Origin of the sequence: Comamonas sp. BIGb0152, assembly GCF_024809975.1 — a bacterium.
Taxonomy (GTDB): domain Bacteria; phylum Pseudomonadota; class Gammaproteobacteria; order Burkholderiales; family Burkholderiaceae_C; genus Comamonas.
On sequence record NZ_JANUDY010000002.1, the window covers coordinates 744,251 to 761,248 of the forward strand.

13 protein-coding genes are annotated in these 16,998 nt (G+C 62.9%); 4 read left to right on the forward strand and 9 right to left on the reverse strand.

What is annotated here, in order from left to right; all coding sequences use genetic code 11:
* Positions 1 to 24 precede the first annotated feature (24 nt).
* Entirely contained in the window at positions 25 to 3,570 is a 3,546-nt protein-coding gene (dnaE, locus tag M2375_RS06825; protein ID WP_259164741.1) for a DNA polymerase III subunit alpha, read from the reverse strand.
* A 227-nt stretch (positions 3,571 to 3,797) separates the two neighbouring features.
* On the opposite strand from dnaE, the gene M2375_RS06830 reads away from it, so the two are divergent.
* Positions 3,798 to 4,607, forward strand: a complete 810-nt coding sequence (locus tag M2375_RS06830; protein WP_404979285.1) for an outer membrane protein assembly factor BamD — start codon at positions 3,798 to 3,800, stop codon at positions 4,605 to 4,607.
* A 62-nt stretch (positions 4,608 to 4,669) separates the two neighbouring features.
* Here M2375_RS06830 and M2375_RS06835 read toward each other — a convergent pair whose 3' ends face one another.
* Positions 4,670 to 6,727, reverse strand: a complete 2,058-nt coding sequence (locus tag M2375_RS06835) for an ATP-dependent DNA helicase (protein ID WP_259164743.1) — start codon at positions 6,725 to 6,727, stop codon at positions 4,670 to 4,672.
* A gap of 129 nt (positions 6,728 to 6,856) precedes the next feature.
* On the opposite strand from M2375_RS06835, the gene M2375_RS06840 reads away from it, so the two are divergent.
* Entirely contained in the window at positions 6,857 to 7,678 is an 822-nt protein-coding gene (locus tag M2375_RS06840) for a PP2C family serine/threonine-protein phosphatase (protein ID WP_259164744.1), read from the forward strand.
* A gap of 81 nt (positions 7,679 to 7,759) precedes the next feature.
* Here the strand turns inward: M2375_RS06840 and M2375_RS06845 are convergent, their stop codons facing one another.
* From M2375_RS06845 to M2375_RS06875, 7 genes are all read right to left on the reverse strand, one after another.
* Positions 7,760 to 8,557 carry a MetQ/NlpA family ABC transporter substrate-binding protein gene (locus M2375_RS06845; protein WP_259164745.1) on the reverse strand — a complete coding sequence of 266 codons (798 nt, stop codon included), beginning with the start codon at positions 8,555 to 8,557 and terminating at the stop codon, positions 7,760 to 7,762.
* 97 nt (positions 8,558 to 8,654) lie between these two features.
* Positions 8,655 to 9,773 (reverse strand): DUF6817 domain-containing protein, encoded by a 1,119-nt coding sequence (locus M2375_RS06850; protein WP_259164746.1) that lies wholly within the window; start codon positions 9,771 to 9,773, stop codon positions 8,655 to 8,657.
* Between the two features lie 143 nt (positions 9,774 to 9,916).
* The gene (locus M2375_RS06855; protein ID WP_259164748.1) at positions 9,917 to 10,582 is read right to left on the reverse strand and encodes a methionine ABC transporter permease; all 666 of its coding nucleotides are present in this window, start codon (positions 10,580 to 10,582) and stop codon (positions 9,917 to 9,919) included.
* Between the two features lie 20 nt (positions 10,583 to 10,602).
* Positions 10,603 to 11,655, reverse strand: coding sequence for a methionine ABC transporter ATP-binding protein (locus M2375_RS06860; protein WP_259164749.1), 1,053 nt, complete (start codon positions 11,653 to 11,655; stop codon positions 10,603 to 10,605).
* 122 nt (positions 11,656 to 11,777) lie between these two features.
* Positions 11,778 to 12,521, reverse strand: a complete 744-nt coding sequence (locus tag M2375_RS06865; protein ID WP_259164750.1) for a hypothetical protein — start codon at positions 12,519 to 12,521, stop codon at positions 11,778 to 11,780.
* Positions 12,522 to 12,524: 3 nt separating this feature from the next.
* Entirely contained in the window at positions 12,525 to 12,977 is a 453-nt protein-coding gene (locus M2375_RS06870) for a DNA polymerase III subunit chi (protein WP_259164751.1), read from the reverse strand.
* Between the two features lie 12 nt (positions 12,978 to 12,989).
* Positions 12,990 to 14,564, reverse strand: a complete 1,575-nt coding sequence (locus M2375_RS06875; RefSeq protein WP_259164752.1) for a leucyl aminopeptidase — start codon at positions 14,562 to 14,564, stop codon at positions 12,990 to 12,992.
* 23 nt (positions 14,565 to 14,587) lie between these two features.
* Here M2375_RS06875 and lptF point away from each other — a divergent pair, with 23 nt between their 5' ends.
* Positions 14,588 to 15,688 carry an LPS export ABC transporter permease LptF gene (gene lptF, locus M2375_RS06880; protein ID WP_259164753.1) on the forward strand — a complete coding sequence of 367 codons (1,101 nt, stop codon included), beginning with the start codon at positions 14,588 to 14,590 and terminating at the stop codon, positions 15,686 to 15,688.
* The gene (lptG, locus tag M2375_RS06885; protein WP_259164754.1) at positions 15,685 to 16,779 is read left to right on the forward strand and encodes an LPS export ABC transporter permease LptG; all 1,095 of its coding nucleotides are present in this window, start codon (positions 15,685 to 15,687) and stop codon (positions 16,777 to 16,779) included. Before lptF ends, lptG begins: the two co-directional genes overlap by 4 nt.
* Positions 16,780 to 16,998: the final 219 nt, after the last annotated feature.

A 16,998-nucleotide genomic window follows, 5' to 3' on the forward strand; every position in this document is an offset into this window, starting at 1 on the left:
TTTTCAGCCCGGGCAAAATCCCTCTTAAGCCATGCTTTCGTAAACGATTTTGATGGCTTCGTGGCCCGCTTCCTGGGACCAGGCTGCCATGGCCTGGTCGCTGGGGAAAAAGCGTGCGGCATCGCCCAGGTTGAGCTCCACGCCGGCGCGCCCATCGCCCTGGCCGCAGACGACACCCAGGCGGATCTTGAGGCCGTGGCGCAGCACCCCTTCGTCGGTGCGCTCTTCGACTGCGGGAAACTCCTGAATCAAACGCGCAACATCGGGCTGGTGGCGATCGGTGTTGACCAGCAGGTAGCGGCCAAAGCGCGCCCGGGCATCGGCCAGGCCCCAGACATGCTGGGCCTTGGCACGCAGGCCACCGCTGAAATGGTCCTGCCCGATGCGGGCACTCAGGATGACGAACTCGTCGTCCTTGAGCTGCTCTTTGTGGCGGCTCCAGGTTGCCTCGTCGATCGAGCCTTCGATGACGGCAGACTTGTCGTCGATCTTGAACAACACCAGCTTGCCCCGCTGGCCGTTGATGACGCGCAGCTCGCTGATGATGCCGGCCACGGTCTGGGGCTCGCGGCTGTCCTTGAGCTGGGCGATGGGGGTGCGAACAAACTGGCGCACTTCCAGCTCGACCTCATCAAACAAATGGCCTGACAGGTAAAAGCCGATGGCGGTCTTCTCCAGCACCAGCCGCTCCTTGATGCCCCAAGGCAGCACATCGGCCAGCGGCGGCTCCTGGGTGCTGGAGCCCAGCGTGTCCTCGCCCATCATGTCAAACAGGCCGCCTTGGTTGGCATTGGCATGGGTGGTGGCGGCAAACTCAAAGGCCACATCCACCGATTCCAGCAGCGCCCGGCGGTTGAGCTGGATGCTGTCAAAGGCGCCGCCCTTGATCAGGGCTTCCACCGTGCGCTTGTTGAGCTTGCTGCGGTCCACCCGCAGACAGAAGTCAAACAGGCTCTTGAAAGGGCCCTTGGTATCGCCCTGGGGGCCCGTGCCCTGGCCTTCGCGTGCAGCCACAATGGCCTCGATGGCGGCCTGGCCCGTGCCCTTGATGGCACCCAGGCCATAGCGGATGACCTTGTCGGTCACCGGCTCAAAGCGGTGGCGGCCCCGGTTCACATCGGGCATCTCAAAGGTCACGCCCATCTTCAAGGCATCCTCATACAGGACCTTGAGCTTGTCGGTGTTGTCCATTTCCACGGTCATATTGCCGCAGTAGAACTCCGCCGTGTAATGCACCTTGAGCCAGCCGGTGTGGTACGCCAGCAAGGAGTAGGCAGCGGCGTGCGACTTGTTGAAGCCGTAGCCTGCAAACTTCTCCATCAAATCGAACACTTCGTCGGCCTTGGCCTCGTCAATGCCGATCTTCGACGCCCCTTCGCGGAAGGTGGCGCGGTGCTGCACCATCTCCTCGACCTTTTTCTTGCCCATGGCACGGCGCAGCAAGTCAGCACCGCCCAGGCTGTAGCCCCCCAAAATCTGGGCGGTCTGCATCACCTGCTCCTGGTAGACCATGATGCCGTAGGTCTCGGACAGCACTTTCTCCACCAGCGGATGCGGGTACTCCACCACTTCCTTGCCGTGCTTGCGCGCCACAAAGCTGGGGATCAGGTCCATGGGACCGGGGCGGTAGAGCGCATTGAGCGCGATCAAGTCCTCCAGCCGGCTGGGCTTGGCTTCCTTGAGCATCTGCTGCATGCCGCGCGATTCAAACTGGAACACCGCCTCGGTCTTGCCGGCCGAGAACAGCTGGTAAGTCCTGGCGTCGTCGAGCGGAATCGTTTCAAACTGGAAGTTCTCCTGCCCCTTGTGGCGCTGGATGATGGACTCCCGGGCGATCTCCAGAATCGTCAGCGTAGCCAGGCCCAAAAAGTCGAATTTGACCAGGCCCACGGCCTCGACGTCGTCCTTGTCATACATGGCCACCGCTGAGGTGCTGCCCGGCTGCTGGTAGAGCGGGCAAAAATCGGTCAGCTTGCCCGGCGCAATCACCACGCCCCCCGCGTGCATGCCAATGTTGCGGGTCATGCCTTCGAGCTTTTGCGCCATCTCGATCAGGGTCTTGACATCCTCTTCCTTCTCGATGCGCTCGGCCAGCACCGGCTCTTCCTTGATGGCGTAGGTGTATTTGTCGCCTTCCTTGGGCGGGTTGGGCGGGTACTTGAGGGTGACATGCAGACCCGGCTTGTTCGGGATCAGCTTGGAGATACCGTCGCAAAAGCCATAGCCCATGTCCAGCGCGCGGCCCACGTCGCGGATGGCCGCGCGCGCGGCCATGGTGCCGAAGGTGGCAATCTGGCTCACGGCATTGCGGCCGTAGAGGTCTTTCACATAGTCGATCACCCGGTCGCGGTTGGCCTGGCAAAAGTCCACGTCAAAGTCGGGCATCGATACGCGCTCGGGGTTCAGGAAGCGCTCGAACAGCAGGTTGTAGTGAATCGGATCGAGGTCGGTGATCTTGAGCACATAGGCCACCAGCGATCCTGCCCCCGATCCCCGGCCCGGCCCCACCGGGCAGCCATTGGTCTTGGCCCAGTTGATGAAGTCCGCCACGATCAGAAAGTAACCGGGAAAGCCCATCTTCAAGATGATGCCCAGCTCGAATTCCAAGCGCTCGACATATTTGGCACGTTCAGCCTCGCGCTTGGCCTCTTTGGGGAACAGCAGCTGCAGACGGTCCTCCAGCCCCTCGAACGAGGCCTGGCGGAAGTAGGCATCAATCGGCATGCCATTGGGCGTGGGGAAATCGGGCAAAAAGTACTTGCCCAGCTGCAAGGTCACGCTGCAGCGCTGGGCAATCTGCGCCGTATTGGCAATGGCACTGGGCAGGTCGGCAAACAGGGCCTCCATCTCGGCGGCGGTCTTGAGGTACTGGTCGCGGGTAAAGCGCTTGACGCGTTTTTTGTTGCCCAAGGTCTCGCCCTCGGCAATACAGACGCGGGCCTCATGCGATTCAAAATCGGCCGGCTTGCCAAACTGCACCGGGTGGGTGGCGACCACCGGCAGCTTGAGGTTGGCGGCCAAGGCTACCGCTGCGCTGACATGGCTTTCATCATCGGCGCGGCCCGCGCGCTGCAGCTCGATATAAAAGCGGTGCGGAAACAGGCTGGCCAGCCGCAAGGCCACGCCACGCGCGGCTTTCTCGTCGCCGCGCATCAGCGCTTGCCCCACCGGCCCGGCTTGCGCGCCCGACAGCACAATCAAGCCCTCTGACAGCTCCTGCAGCCAGGCCCAGGTGCACTGGGGCTGGGCCTTGACGGTGTCGGCCATCCAGATGCGCGCCAGCAGCTCTGACAGATTGAGGTAGCCCTGCTGGCTTTGGATCAGCACGACGATGCGCGACAGCGGGCCACCGGCCACCTCGGGCTCCAGGTTCAACTCGGCGCCCAGGAGGGGTTTGACACCTGCGCCGCGCCCGGCTTTGTAAAACTTGATAGCGCCAAACAGACTGTTCAGGTCGGTCAGCGCCATGGCCGGCTGGCCATCACCTGCAGCAAATTTGATCAGATCGCCGATGCGATTGGTGCTGTCGACGATGGAAAACTCGGAGTGAATGCGAAGGTGTACGAACATATCCCTGCATTGTAGGAAAGCCGCAGCCCCGTCCGTGCAAACCATGGCATATCCCTGCGCGAATGTTACACAGCCCTACAGGTGGCAAGTCCGGTCTTCGTGATCGGGGCGCGCGCCGATTACAATGGCCCAGATCAGAGGGCGCGGCACAGGCTGCCCCGCTGCGTGGCAGGCCTTGGCGCCCCACGCGGTTTTTCAGCTTTCCGTCCATGGATTTCAAGCCAAAAATGCTGTTTGCGTACCCCAAATCGAAGGTTCCAGCTATCGCTTCCGTAGCACTCGCCGCTTTGCTGGCGGGCTGTTCATCGACCGATGTGGACCCTACCGCCGGCTGGAGCCCGAACAAGATTTATTCGGAAGCGCGTGACGAAGCCTCGTCGGGCTCGTTCGACAAAGCCATTCCGCTGTATGAAAAGCTCGAAGGCCGTGCCGCTGGCACCGCCATGGCACAGCAAGCGCAGCTGGAAAAAGCCTATTCGCAGTACAAGAGCGGCGAAAAGGCCCAGGCCATTGCCACGCTGGACCGCTTCGTCAAGCTCCACCCTGCCAGCGAGGGCGTGGACTATGCGCTCTACCTCAAAGGCCTGGTCAATTTCAATGAGAACCTGGGCCTGTTCTCCTGGGTCTCCAAGCAAGACCTGTCCGAGCGCGACCAGAAGGCTGCCAAGGACTCGTTCGAGTCCTTCCGCGAGTTGACCACGCGCTTCCCCGAATCCAAGTACACGCCTGACGCTGAAAAGCGCATGCGCTACATCGTCAACTCGCTGGCGCAGTACGAGGTCCATGTGGCCCGCTACTACTACGAGCGTGGTGCCTATGTGGCAGCGGTCAACCGCGCCCAAAGCGCGATCTCTGACTACAAAGAGGTGCCTGCGCAAGAGGATGCACTCTACATCCTGATGCTGTCGTACGAGCGCCTGAACATGGCCGACATGGCTGCGGACACCAAGCGCGTGCTCGAAGCCAGCTACCCCAACACCCGCCTCCTGGCCAACGGCTTCCGCAAGGATGACCGCCCCTGGTGGAAGATGTGGTGAGCATCCCAGGCGCCTTCGGCTTTCGCTGAGGCACCCCCAAAAAAGCGGCACGAGCCGCTTTTTTAACGCCTGGTTGAATGCTGGGTGCGGCTTTGCTCATCGCCCTGGGCTTGCGCCAGGGCGCGCAAATAGTCCTGCAACTGGGCCTCGGGCACCAGCGGCATCGGCGGCAGCGCCGCGAGCAAGCTCGCACCATAGCTGCGGTGGTGCAAGCGCTCGTCGGCGATCACGACCGCGCCCTGGTCACTGGCCGATCGAATGAGCCGCCCCACACCCTGGCGCAACTGCATCGCCGTTTGGGGCACGATATAGCGCGCAAAGGCATCCACGCCTGCGGCGCCCAGGGCCTGCACACGCGCTGCATGCAAGGCGTCGTGCCGGGGCGGAAAGGGCAGCTTGTCAATCACCAGCAGCTGTAAGGCCTGGCCCTGCAAGTCCACCCCCTCCCACAAACCCAGGGTCCCCACCAGCACACGGCCCACTCGGGAGCCAGGTGCCATCCGCATCGCCTGCAGTAAGCGGCGTTTGGGCTGATCGCCTTGCTGCAGTACCTCGATCGGCTGCCCCTGCAGGCCCCACCGCAACGCTTGCGCCAAAGCCTCCATCGCCGCGGTCGAGGTACACAACACCATGCAGCGCCCCTGTAGCGCCAGCACATGTGGCAGCAGCCATTGGGCCAAGGCCTGCGCACGCGTCGGGGCCGGCGCATCGGCACTCGGCAGGCCCTGAGGAACCACCAGAACCGCCTGCTGCGCCCAGTCAAAATGGCTGTGCAAGCGCAGGGTCGCCAGCGGCGAGGTATCGCCGGCGACCGGGCTGCCCGCTTGCAAGCCCATACCCTGCGCAAACCAGGTCAGTGCATCGTCGCCGCCCAAGGTGGCCGAGGTAAACAGCCAGCGCTGCACGCCGCTGCCCAGCCAGCTGCTAGCACGCACATCGGCACCCAGGGCCGCCAAAGCCTGCCATAACCACAGAGGCGATTCGCGGAATCCCTGGCGCCAGGCATAGCGGCCGGAAGCAGCCTGGCCAGTTCCACCGGGGCCACGCGAGAACGCGGGCGACTCCCACCAACGCACGACGCCTGGCCCACCACCGCTGGACCATTGCCGCAAGGCCAGGAGCAGTACATCGCCCTGCACCGCCAGCTGCCCGATCACCGCCGCGCTCTCTGCCACCAATTGCAGGGCTGCTACCAAGGCCGACAGCGCATTGTGCAAACCTACCAGCGCCTGACGGGCACTGCGCTGCAACGCCGTATCTTCCTCATTCAATGTCGTCTGCTGCGCCTCTATCCAGCGCAGCAGCGCCTGCTGCGCTTGCCGCAACAGGCTTTCCCAGGCTGCATAGCCGCGTGCATGCAGGCCGGTCTGGCGCTCTACGGATGCCAGGTAATCGCGCATGTCGCCCACATTCAGGCCTTTGGCGAGCACTTTCAAACCAATGGCCTGCAACTGGTGGGCCTCGTCCATCACCATGGTGGGCGCCAGGGGCACGAAGCCCTGCCCTGCGCCCAGCATCTGGCGGTGGCGCAGTTCGCTGAAGAAAAGATGGTGGTTGATCACCAAAATATCAGCCTGCGCGGCGCGCGCTCTGGCGCGGTTGGAAAAGCAGCGGTCGAAGTGGCTGCAACGCTGGCCCAGGCATTCGTCATGGCTGGCGGTAATGTGCGGCACCAGGCTGGGCAAATTGCGAATGTCGTCAAGTTCGGCCAGATCACCGGACTGCGTGCTCTGCGCCCAGCGTTCCACCTGCGCCAGGCCGCTGGCCTGTGCATCCCTGAGCTTGTCCCGCGCAAGGGCCAGGCCCAGCAGGCACACATAGTTCTCCCGGCCTTTGAGCACCACCGCCTTGCGCTGGAGGCCCAAGTGCGCCAGCACGGTGGGAATGTCCCGCTCCAGCAGCTGATCCTGCAGCGCCCGGGTGGCCGTGCTGACCACAAAACGCTCATTGCGGGCCAGGGCCGCCAGCAGGTAGGCATAGGTCTTGCCAGTGCCCGTGGGGGCCTCGACCGCCACCTTTTGGCCCTGCGCCCATGCCGTCTCGATGGCCGCCATCATCTGCTCTTGCTGCGGACGCAGCTGCAGCGGAAAAACGCTGGCAGAGTCATGAGGGAGTGGCATGGATAAACGACAATAGGCGGCAGAGCATGGCAGTCTAGCGTGTTGGCGCATATGCCACAGACTGCCGGGCGATCTGTTCTATGATGCCCTGTTCGCCCATCCATTTTATATATCGACCCTCCACTGCGCATGAGCACCAGCTACCGCCTCTCTGCCGCTACCGGCCTCGACAAGGGCGACCGTCCTTACCAGCAAGACCAGGTGCTCATGCTCGCCCATCCGCGGGCCAAAGGCTGTGTGCTGGCGGTAGTGGCCGATGGCATGGGTGGCCGCAGCGGTGGGCGCGCCGCCTCAGACCAGGTGATGCTCACCGCCAAGCAGGTGTTCGAGCGTTTCTCCCCGGAGACGGACAGCGCCGAAGAAATGCTGGGCAACCTGGTACGCGAGGCCCATTTGCTCATCCGCCTGGTGGCCATCTCTGCCGAGCAAGAGCCCCATAGCACCATCGCGGCCTACCTGATCTTGCCCAACAGCGCCTGCGCCTGGGTGCATTCGGGCGATTCGCGCATTTACCACTTTCGCGATGGGCAGCTGCTCTACCAGACCAGCGACCACTCCTATGTGCAGACCCTGGTCGACCAAGGCCAGTTGACCCTGGAAGAGGCACGCTACCACCCGCAATCCAATATCTTGCTGCACTGCCTGGGCACGGCGGATGACCCACCGCTGGTGCACCACCGCATTCCCATGCTCAAGCAAGGCGATGTGCTGCTGGCCTGCAGCGATGGCATCTGGCATTACTTCTCGCCCGACGAGCTCTCCTCCATCACCCGCCTGCTCTCGCCCCGCGAGGCCAGCCAGTTCCTGATCGAGCGGGCGCGCATGCGCGCCAACGGCTCGGGCGACAATATGTCGCTGGCCATTGTCAAGGTCGAACCGCTGCCGGCGGAAGACGCATCGGCCAGTGTTCCCGGCAGCAAGCGCGCCAAGGCCAAACCAGCGCGCAGCTGAGTCCGTCGGTTCTCCCGGACCCCCAAAAAACAAAACCTCGCAGCACACAGCGCTGCGAGGTTTTTATCTGCCGGGCAGCGCTTAGAAGCCTGCCATCACCGAACCCTTGAACTGGGTGTCGAGGAACTTGCGGATCTCATCGTTGTGGTAGGCCTTGACCAGCTTGTCCACCCAAGGCTGGCCCTTGTCCGCTTCGCGAATCACCAGAATATTGACATAGGGGTTCTTGGCGCTTTCGACCACGATCGCATCGGACTTGGGGTTGAGGCCCGCAGCGATGGCGAAATTGGTGTTGATGGCAGCGGCATCGAGGTCATCGAGCGAGCGCGCCAATTGGGCGGCATCCAGCTCGACAAAGCGCAGCTTCTTGGGGTTGGCCACCACGTCCAAAGGCGTGGCCTTGAGGCCAGCACTTTCCTTCAGCTTGATGAGGCCATTGGCCTGCAGCAGCAGCAACACACGGCCGCCATTGGTCGGGTCGTTGGGGATACCAAAGCGCGCACCCTCTTTGAGCTCATCGATCTTCTTGAGCTTCTTTGAGTAGATGCCGATGGGGAAATTGACCGTGTCGGCCGCGACCACAAACTTGTAGCCACGGTCCTTGATCTGGGCGTCCAGATAGGGCTTGTGCTGGTAGCTGTTGGCATCAAGCTCGCCGGACTGCAGCGCGGCATTGGGCTGGATGTAGTCGCTGAACTCGATGATCTTGATCTTCAGGCCGTCTTTCTCAGCGATTTTCTTGACCTGCTCCATGATCTGGGCGTGCGGGCCTGCGGTGACGCCGATCTTGATTTCCTTGTCTTGTGCGACTGCGGCGCCAGAGACACCGGCGGCCAAAGCCAGGGCCAGCACGGATTGCAGCAATGTACGTTTTTGCACGGGAGCGATACCTTTCAAATGCGATACCGAAATGTACGCCCGATTTTGCAACGCAACAAAGAACTTTTTGCCATTTGCTTACAACCGCCGGGCTCGCCTATTCAGGCCGCAGTGCCACGTTGTTGAGCTTGTCCAGGCGCTCGGGCCAGTTGCCGTTTTTGGCATGCTGCTGCAGGATGCGCGTCCAGGCGACCCAGGCATCCCACTGCACGCGCTTGTCCCAGGCATTGCCCCAGGCGCTAAAGCACTGCAGCGCACTGTCCGCCGCCGCCAGCGCCTCGGCATCGCGCCCGGCGCTCAGGTAGAGCTGGGCCAGCACCATTTGCGGCTCGCCCACCCAGGGGTTGAGCTGCACCGCCTGCTCCAGCACGCCGGTGGCTACATCCAGATCGGTCAGCGGCTGGTCTTGCTGGATCACCGACCAGTACAGCGACGCCGCTGCCGCATCGGCGGCCGGGCTCAGGCCCTGCGTGCAGTGCGCAAATACCGGGGGCATGGGCAAAAGCCCCTTCAATGCCGGGTGCTGCAGCGCCAGGCCCAGGCTGGCAATCTGCGACAGCATGCGACCGCTGGGCCGCATGGGGCCGGGCCAGAGCGATGCCATCCAATGCGCTTTTTGCGAGCGCTGCGGCACCTGCGGGAAGGTCGAGAAAATGTCGTCCTGCCAGCTGAACCACTGCTCGATGGTGTCGGCCATGCTGACGATGATGAAGGCGGCCACGGTATAGGGCTCGACCCGGCGCTGCGCACCCTTGTGGTCCAGCAACACCGCGCCATCGGCCTCAATGGCACCGGCCAGCACCTTTTGCACAAACTGGGCCCGCGAGAGAATACAGAACTCATAGACCAGCTGCTCGGCCGGCTCGCCCACCAGGGCTGCGAGCTGGCTGCGCTCGCTGCTGGCATCGAACTTGACCAGGTCCACAAAGGCATTGCCATACACGCTGTGCAGCAGGCCCAGCAGCTTGACATCTTCGGGCTGCTGCCACAGCTGCAGGCTGCGCGTTACGCCCAGCAAATGGTGGCGGAACGTGCCCGCCTTGTGCCAGTCCTGCCCTACATCGCGGGCGAGCACCACCGGCAAGGCGCGCGCCAGCGCCGGGTGGGCCTGGATCCAGCCCTCATCGAGCAAGGGCTTGGCCCGCAGCCATTGCGCAGGGTCCAGCGCCTGCAGGGGCAAGGCATGTGCGGTGGCAGTCGGCAAGGCGGCATTCATGGCGGTCTCCAAAGCGTGGGAAATGCTGCATTGTAGGCAGAGCCCGGCGCGCTGAACGCCCGTGGGTGACAGGCGCTGCCACCTATGAAAAAAGCCCATGGGCACGGGCGCATGGGCTGGGGGCTTGAGGCCGAGGGAGCCGATTACTTATGGCTCAGGCGCCGCACCGCCCAGTCGCCCAGGCTCTGCACCAGCTGCACAAAGATGATCAGAATCACCACCACGGCCAGCATGATGTCCGGCAAAAAGCGCTGGTAGCCGTAGCGGATACCCAGGTCACCGAGGCCGCCGCCGCCAATGGCACCGGCCATGGCAGAGTAGCCGGTCAGCGACACAAAGCTGATGGTCAAGCCGGCGACGATGCCTGGCAGCGCCTCGGGCAGCAGCACCTTCCAGACGATTTGCCAAGAGCTGGCACCCATGGCCTGTGCGGCCTCCACCAGCCCATGGTCCACCTCACGCAGCGAGGTCTCCACCAGACGGGCGATAAACGGCGCGGCAGCCAAGGTCAGCGGCACAATGGCGGCCGCTGTGCCAATGGACGAACCTGTGATGAAGCGGGTGAACGGGATGATCGCCACCAGCAAGATGATGAACGGCGTGGAGCGCACGGCATTGACCAGCCAGCCCACAATCTTGTTGGCGGCACCGTTTTGCAAAATGCCGCCCTGGTCGGTCAGGCGCAAAAACACGCCCAAAGGGATACCCAGCAAGGCACCGGCCACGCCGGAGATGCCCACCATGATCAGCGTTTCCCACAGCGAGGTGGCAAACAGCTGCAACATCATTTCTGAAAAATTCTCAAACATCGATGACCTCTTTGCGGGTGTTATGCGGCCAAGGCCTCGGTATTGACTTCTTGCACCAGCACCCCGGAGGCGCGCAGCGCCGTGATCGCGGCGTTCAGCTGCGCCAGATCACCGCTGGCATACACCGCCAGAAAGCCAAAGGTCTGGTCCTGGATCTCATCGACCTGGCCGTTGAGGATGCTCACATCCAAGCCAAAATCGCGGATCAGGCGCGAAAGAATGGGCTGGTAGGCCAGGTTGCCGGCATAGGACAGGCGCAGCAGCTTGCCTTGGCCGGTGGCCAGCGCGCCGTTGAGGCTGCGTACCCGCGCGATGACGCTGGCAGGCAGCTCCTGGGGCACGATCTCGTCGATCAGGCTCTTGGTGATCGGCTGCTGGGGACGGGTGAAGACATCGATAACCGAGCCCATCTCGACCACTTTGCCCGCTTCCATCACCGCCACGCGATCAGCAATCTGCTTGACGACCTGCATCTGGTGCGTGATCAGCACCACGGTCAGCCCCATCTCCTTGTTGATCTGCTTGAGCAGGCCCAGCACCGAGCGCGTGGTCTCCGGGTCCAGCGCCGAGGTGGCCTCGTCGCTCAACAGCACCTTGGGCTCGCTGGCCAGCGCCCGCGCAATGCCCACGCGCTGCTTTTGGCCGCCCGAGAGTTGTGCGGGATAGCGGTCGCTCAGCGTAGCCAGGCCCACCAAATCCAACAGCGGATCCACGCGCTTTTTGATCGCGGCCTTGCTCAGTCCGGCCAGCTCCAGCGGCAGCGCCGCATTGTCAAACACCGTGCGCGATGACAGCAGGTTGAAGTGCTGGAACACCATGCCAATCTCTCGGCGGGCGCTGCGCAGCTTCGCATCGTCCATCGCGGTCAGGTCCTGGCCGTTGACGATCACCTGGCCGGAGGTCGGGCGGTTGAGCAGGTTGATATTGCGCACGAGCGAGCTCTTGCCCGCGCCGCTGCGGCCGATGATGCCAAACACCTCACCGGCGGCAATGCTCAGGTCGATGCCACGCAACGCCTGTACCGGGCCGTTTTTCCCCGGATAAGTTTGGGTGATACCCCGTAGTTCAATCATTGGAATAAAGAAAGCGCCCTGCAGCTTTCAGCGGGCGCTTGTAAAAACCGTGAATAGATGCACTGTAAGCGATGCGACAGCCACCACCAAAGACCGAAATTTTAGTTCTTTACAACCTTCGGTTATTTCAACAGGTCATTTTTAGGCCAAAAAGCAGACACTTCAGCGCTGCAGCGCTGCAGCGGCTGCGACTCGCGCAAGATCTCGGTCACCGCGTCCGCCACTGCCTCGCGGATGGTGGAGTCGATCTCCAGTTGCAGCGAGGACTGCAGCAAGGCCATCTGCTGGTCAACCACCTTCAACACCGCAGCGGACAGGCGTGCATCCAAGGTCTCCTGCACACGCCGCGTCACCCGGCGCGTGATGGCCTCTTCCAGCGCCTGGGCGGTTTCGGCTGCCGACTCGACCAGGTGGCTGGTCGCATCCGTCGTCGCCACGCCCTCCGCGCCCTGGTAGCTCTGCACCAGGGTGTCGGCATTCTGGTCATCGCTGTCATCAACCACCGCCCCTGCCCCCGCCAGCGATGGCAAAGCTTGGGCCTCTTCAGCACCTGGCATCGTGGGAGGCAGGACCGTGCTTTGTGCCCGGGCCTCATCCGTTGCAGCCAGGGCCTGCGCGCCGCTGCCCAAGGGCAAATCCGCATCGGCCTGCTGCGCCCAGCCGCTGTAGGTCGGCAAATCGGCAATATCGGCAGTTGGCTGGGCCCAGACGCCAGCCCCTGGCACATCGGCGTCGCGCCGCCTGCGCAGCACATCGACAGCTGGCGCTGTGCTGTCCGGCGGCGCGGCCAGCGCATCGGCAGCGTCTTGCAGGGCCTCTTCGGTCAAGGTGGGAACAAATTTGGGGGGAATTCTGGACTCGTTCACGGCTCAGTCCTCCGTTTTCATCACCAGATCACGGCGCTCGATGGCGTAACCCAGGGCGGCGTAGGCACGCCAGCGGCTGCGCGCCTGCTCGCGGTCCTGCTCGTCGTCCGCGCTGACCACCTCGATCACCCGCTCGAAGCGGGCGATGTCGGAGGGCATCTGCGCACCCAGGTTCAGCAGCACCTGGCTGTGTGGCAAGGCCGGCCCCAGCGCGCTCAGCAGCACCGTGGGCGAGCGCTGCAGAACCTGGGGATCGGCATCGCCCTGGCAGTGCGCGAGAAACTGGGTCTCGCCACCAAAGGACCACAGCGCCTCATCGAGCTGGGCCACCATGGCTGGCTCACCCAGTACCACCAGCGCAATATCCATGCGCTGGAGCTTGCGCGCCAGCTTGCAGGCGTAGGCGAGCTTGCTGGGCGCATTGAAGTGGAAGGCTACCGTCGTGGAGGTGGTCATAAGCTGCTGCTGTTACTGGGCGTCAGCCTTGTCAGCGCCGTCCACGTTAACTGCCGCCTTGCCGGGCTTGGCTTCGACCACGGCCTTGTCCAGCTTGCTGGCCTTGGCGGGTTTGACGGTCTTGGCCTGCTCAGCGGGGGCGGCGCTCTGGGCGCTGCGCAGCAGGTACTGCAGCAGCAAGCCCACGGGCCGGCCGGTGGCGCCTTTTTTGGCACCACTGCGCCAGGCGGTGCCGGCAATGTCCAGATGCGCCCAGGCCATGCTGCCCACAAAGCGCTGCAGGAACTTGGCCGCCGTGATGGCACCTGCCGGGCGACCGCCCACATTGGCCACGTCGGCAAAGTTGGTCTTCAGGCCCTCGGCGTATTCGTCGTCCAGCGGCATGCGCCAGCAGCTGTCTTGCGCCTGCTCGCCTGCCTGCTGCAAAGCCTCGGCCAGCGCGTCGTTGTTTGAGAACAGGCCGCTGCGCTGCGCGCCCAGCGCGATCACGCAAGCACCCGTCAAGGTGGCGATATCGACCACGGCCGTGGGCGAAAAACGCTCCGCATAGGTCAGCGCATCGCACAGCACCAGACGGCCTTCGGCATCGGTGTTGAGGATCTCGATGGTCTGGCCGCTCATGCTGGTGACCACATCGCCGGGCTTGACGGCGCCGCCATCGGGCATGTTCTCGCAGGCGGGGATCAGGCCGACGACATTGATCTCGGGCTTGAGCTCGGCCAGCGCACGGAAGGTGCCCAGCACACTGGCAGCGCCCCCCATGTCGTATTTCATCTCGTCCATATCGCCAGCCGGCTTGATGGAGATGCCGCCGGTGTCAAACGTGATGCCCTTGCCCACCAGCACGACCGGCTTGCTGTCTTTGTCGGCACCGTGGTAGTGCAGCTCGATAAAGCGCAGTGGCTCTTTGGAGCCCTGGGCCACGGCGATGAAGGCGCCCATGCCCAGCTTGGCTACGTCCTCGGGTTTGTGAATTTTGCACTTGATGCGCTTGCTGTCATGCGCCAGCGATTCGGCGGCATCGGCCAGCATCTTGGGCGTGGCGTAATTGGCGGGGCGGTTGGCCCATTCACGTGCAAAAGCCACACCGTGGACGGTGGCCTTGGCCACGTCAAAAGCGCCTGCCAGCTCCTGGGCGTTGGGCACACCCAGCACCACGGTCTTGAGCGCAACGGCCTTGGCCGATGGCTTGGTGGTGCGGTACAGGTAAGCGGCATCTGCCAGGCACTGCACCAGGCAGTTGAGCGCCGCTTCGCTGAGCGCCTGGCCACTCACCACCGCCACCTGCGCAATGCCTTCGCGCGTCAGCTGGCCGGCCACAGCCGCCAGTGCCTGGCGCAGCGACTTGGGCGAGGCATCACCGATGCCCAGCAGCAACAAATGCCTGGCCTCGATAGCGGGCACCGCATACATCGCCAGCAACTTGCCGGTTTTTGCCTCAAAATCACCATTTTTCTGCGCGTGGGCAATCAGGGTGGACAATGCGTCACTGGTTTTGGGTTGTTCGTCAGCAACCAGTGCAATCAACAGGTCGCCGGACTGCAATGCGGCCGAGGCCAAATCCAGAGTTTTGAGTTCAAAGTTCATAATCGGTGCTTTCCTTCTCGCCAATGTTATTCGATTCCTCGATCCGTAAAGAGCTATCCCGCAGCTTTGGTGCCACCTTGGTGGTGCTGGTGACTGTGGTGATGACGATGATGCTCATCAAAGTGCTGGGCCAGGCCTCGCGCGGCAGCGTCAACCCCTCCGATGTGATGCTGGTCATGGGCTACACCGTGCTGGGCCAGTTGCCCACCATTTTGAGCCTGTGCCTGTTCATCGCCGTGGTGGCCACCTTGTCGCGCATGTACCGCGACAGCGAAATGGCCGTCTGGTTCAGCAGCGGCCAAAGCCTGCTGAGCTTTTTGCGGCCGCTGATGCGCTTTTCCTGGCCGATCATGGTGGTCATTGCGGTGCTGGCTTTGGTGGTATGGCCTTGGGCCAACCAGCAGATTGTGCAGCTTCGCGCCCAGTATGAACAGCGCGGTGATGTTGACCGCATCGCGCCTGGGGAGTTCCAGGAATCGTCCGATGGCTCGCGGGTGTTTTTCATCGACCGTGACCGCAGCTCGGACCTGGAGGCCAGCAATGTGTTCATCGTCACCAACGAGGACAAAAAAGACACCGTGACCAGCGCCAAGAGCGCGCACCTGGAGGTGCAGGAAAACGCGCGGGTCGCTGTGCTCAACGACGGCCAGCGCGTCGAGAAAAGCAAGGACAATCCGGGCCTCAAGGTCAGTGATTTCAAGGAGTACGGCACGCGCATCGGTAGTGCCGCCACCATCGACCCCAACGACATGGGCGCCGTCAAGAACATCCCCACCCGCCAGTTGATCGCCAGTGACCAGCCGCGCCTGCTGGGCGAGCTGGGCTACCGCCTGGGGCTGGCAATCGCTGCGATTAATTTTGTGGTGCTGGGCCTGGCCATGGCCAGCGTCAACCCGCGTGCGGGCCGCAGCAGCAGCCTGGTGTTTGCGCTGTTCGCTTTCATCGTCTATTACAACCTCATGACCTTTGCCCAGAACTGGGTGTCTTCGGGCCGCGCCTCTTTGGGACTGTCCTTTGTACTCATCCACGGCCTGACCGCCATGCTCGCCTGGACGCTGCTGCTCAGCCGCAACCAGCAGTTCTCACTCTTGCAATGGCTGCGCAGCAAGGGGAGCCGCGCATGAAGACCTTTCGCAAAATGATCTACCGTGACATCGCCTTGACCGTAGGCTTTGTCACCCTAGCCTTCCTGGCGCTGTTCTTTTTCTTCGACCTGGTCGATGAGTTCCGCTGGATTGGCACCGGCACCTATGAGCTCAAGGATGCGCTTCTGAGCGTGGCGCTCAACATCCCCAGCCACGTCTATGAGCTGCTGCCCATTACCGTGCTGATCGGCACCATCTTTGTGATGGCACGCATGGCGCAGACCTCGGAGTTCACCATTCTGCGCACCAGCGGCCTGGGCCCCTGGCAGGCCTTGGGCAGCTTGCTGAGCATTGGTCTGGCCTTTGTGGTGCTGACTTTTGCCATTGGCGACTACATAGCCCCCGCAGGCGAGCAGGCCAGCCAGCTCGTACGCGCACAGCGCTTTGGGCAGCTGAGCACCGGCCGCACCGGTGCCTGGCTGCGCGAGAAACGCGAAGACGGCATGGCCGCCATCAACGTGCGCGCCATATCGCCAGAGGGCGACCTGCAGCGCGTGCGCGTTTACAGCTTTGATGACCAGGGCCGCATCCAGATGCAGCTGACGGCCGCCGGCGGCAAATTTGGCAAAGGGGTCTGGCAGTTGCACCATATCCAGGAGCAGCGCTACTACCTGGGCGACCAGCGCCAGGCCCGGGTCGAGGTCAAGAACATCGAAGAGATGGACTGGCCCACCACGGTCACCAGCAGCATGGTGGCCGCAGCCGTGCTCAAGCCCGACCAGATGAGCACCTATGACCTGTTCCGCTATGTCAGCCATTTGCAGGCCAACGGGCAAAGTGCGCAGCGCTACGAGATCGAGCTGTGGCGCAAGGTCTTCTACCCCATCAGCTGCCTGGTGATGGTGGTGCTGGCCCTGCCCTTTGCCTACCTGCATTTCCGCTCGGGCGGCATCACCGGCTATGTGTTTGGCGGCGTGATGGCGGGTATCAGCTTCTTCCTGCTGAACAATGTGTTTGGTTTTGCCGGCAATCTGCAGAACTGGCACCCGATGCTCACCGCCGCAGCTCCGGGCCTGATCTACTCGCTGCTGTCACTGGGCGCCTTCAGCTGGCTGGTGCTGCGAAGGTAGCGGGGCTAGACGCCCCGCTCCACACCCAGGCCCACCGCTCGCGTCCTGAAGAACAAAGCCCTGTTTATCGCAGGGCTTTGTTTATATCCGTACCGAAAACCACGGCAGGGAGTTTTGCAGAGGGTCCCTAGGTGTGATGTTTCAATAGGTTGTTCAACCGGACAGGTCTGGGAAACTGGAGTTACCACGCTTCAGCAACTCAGAGGAATCCTGCCGGAT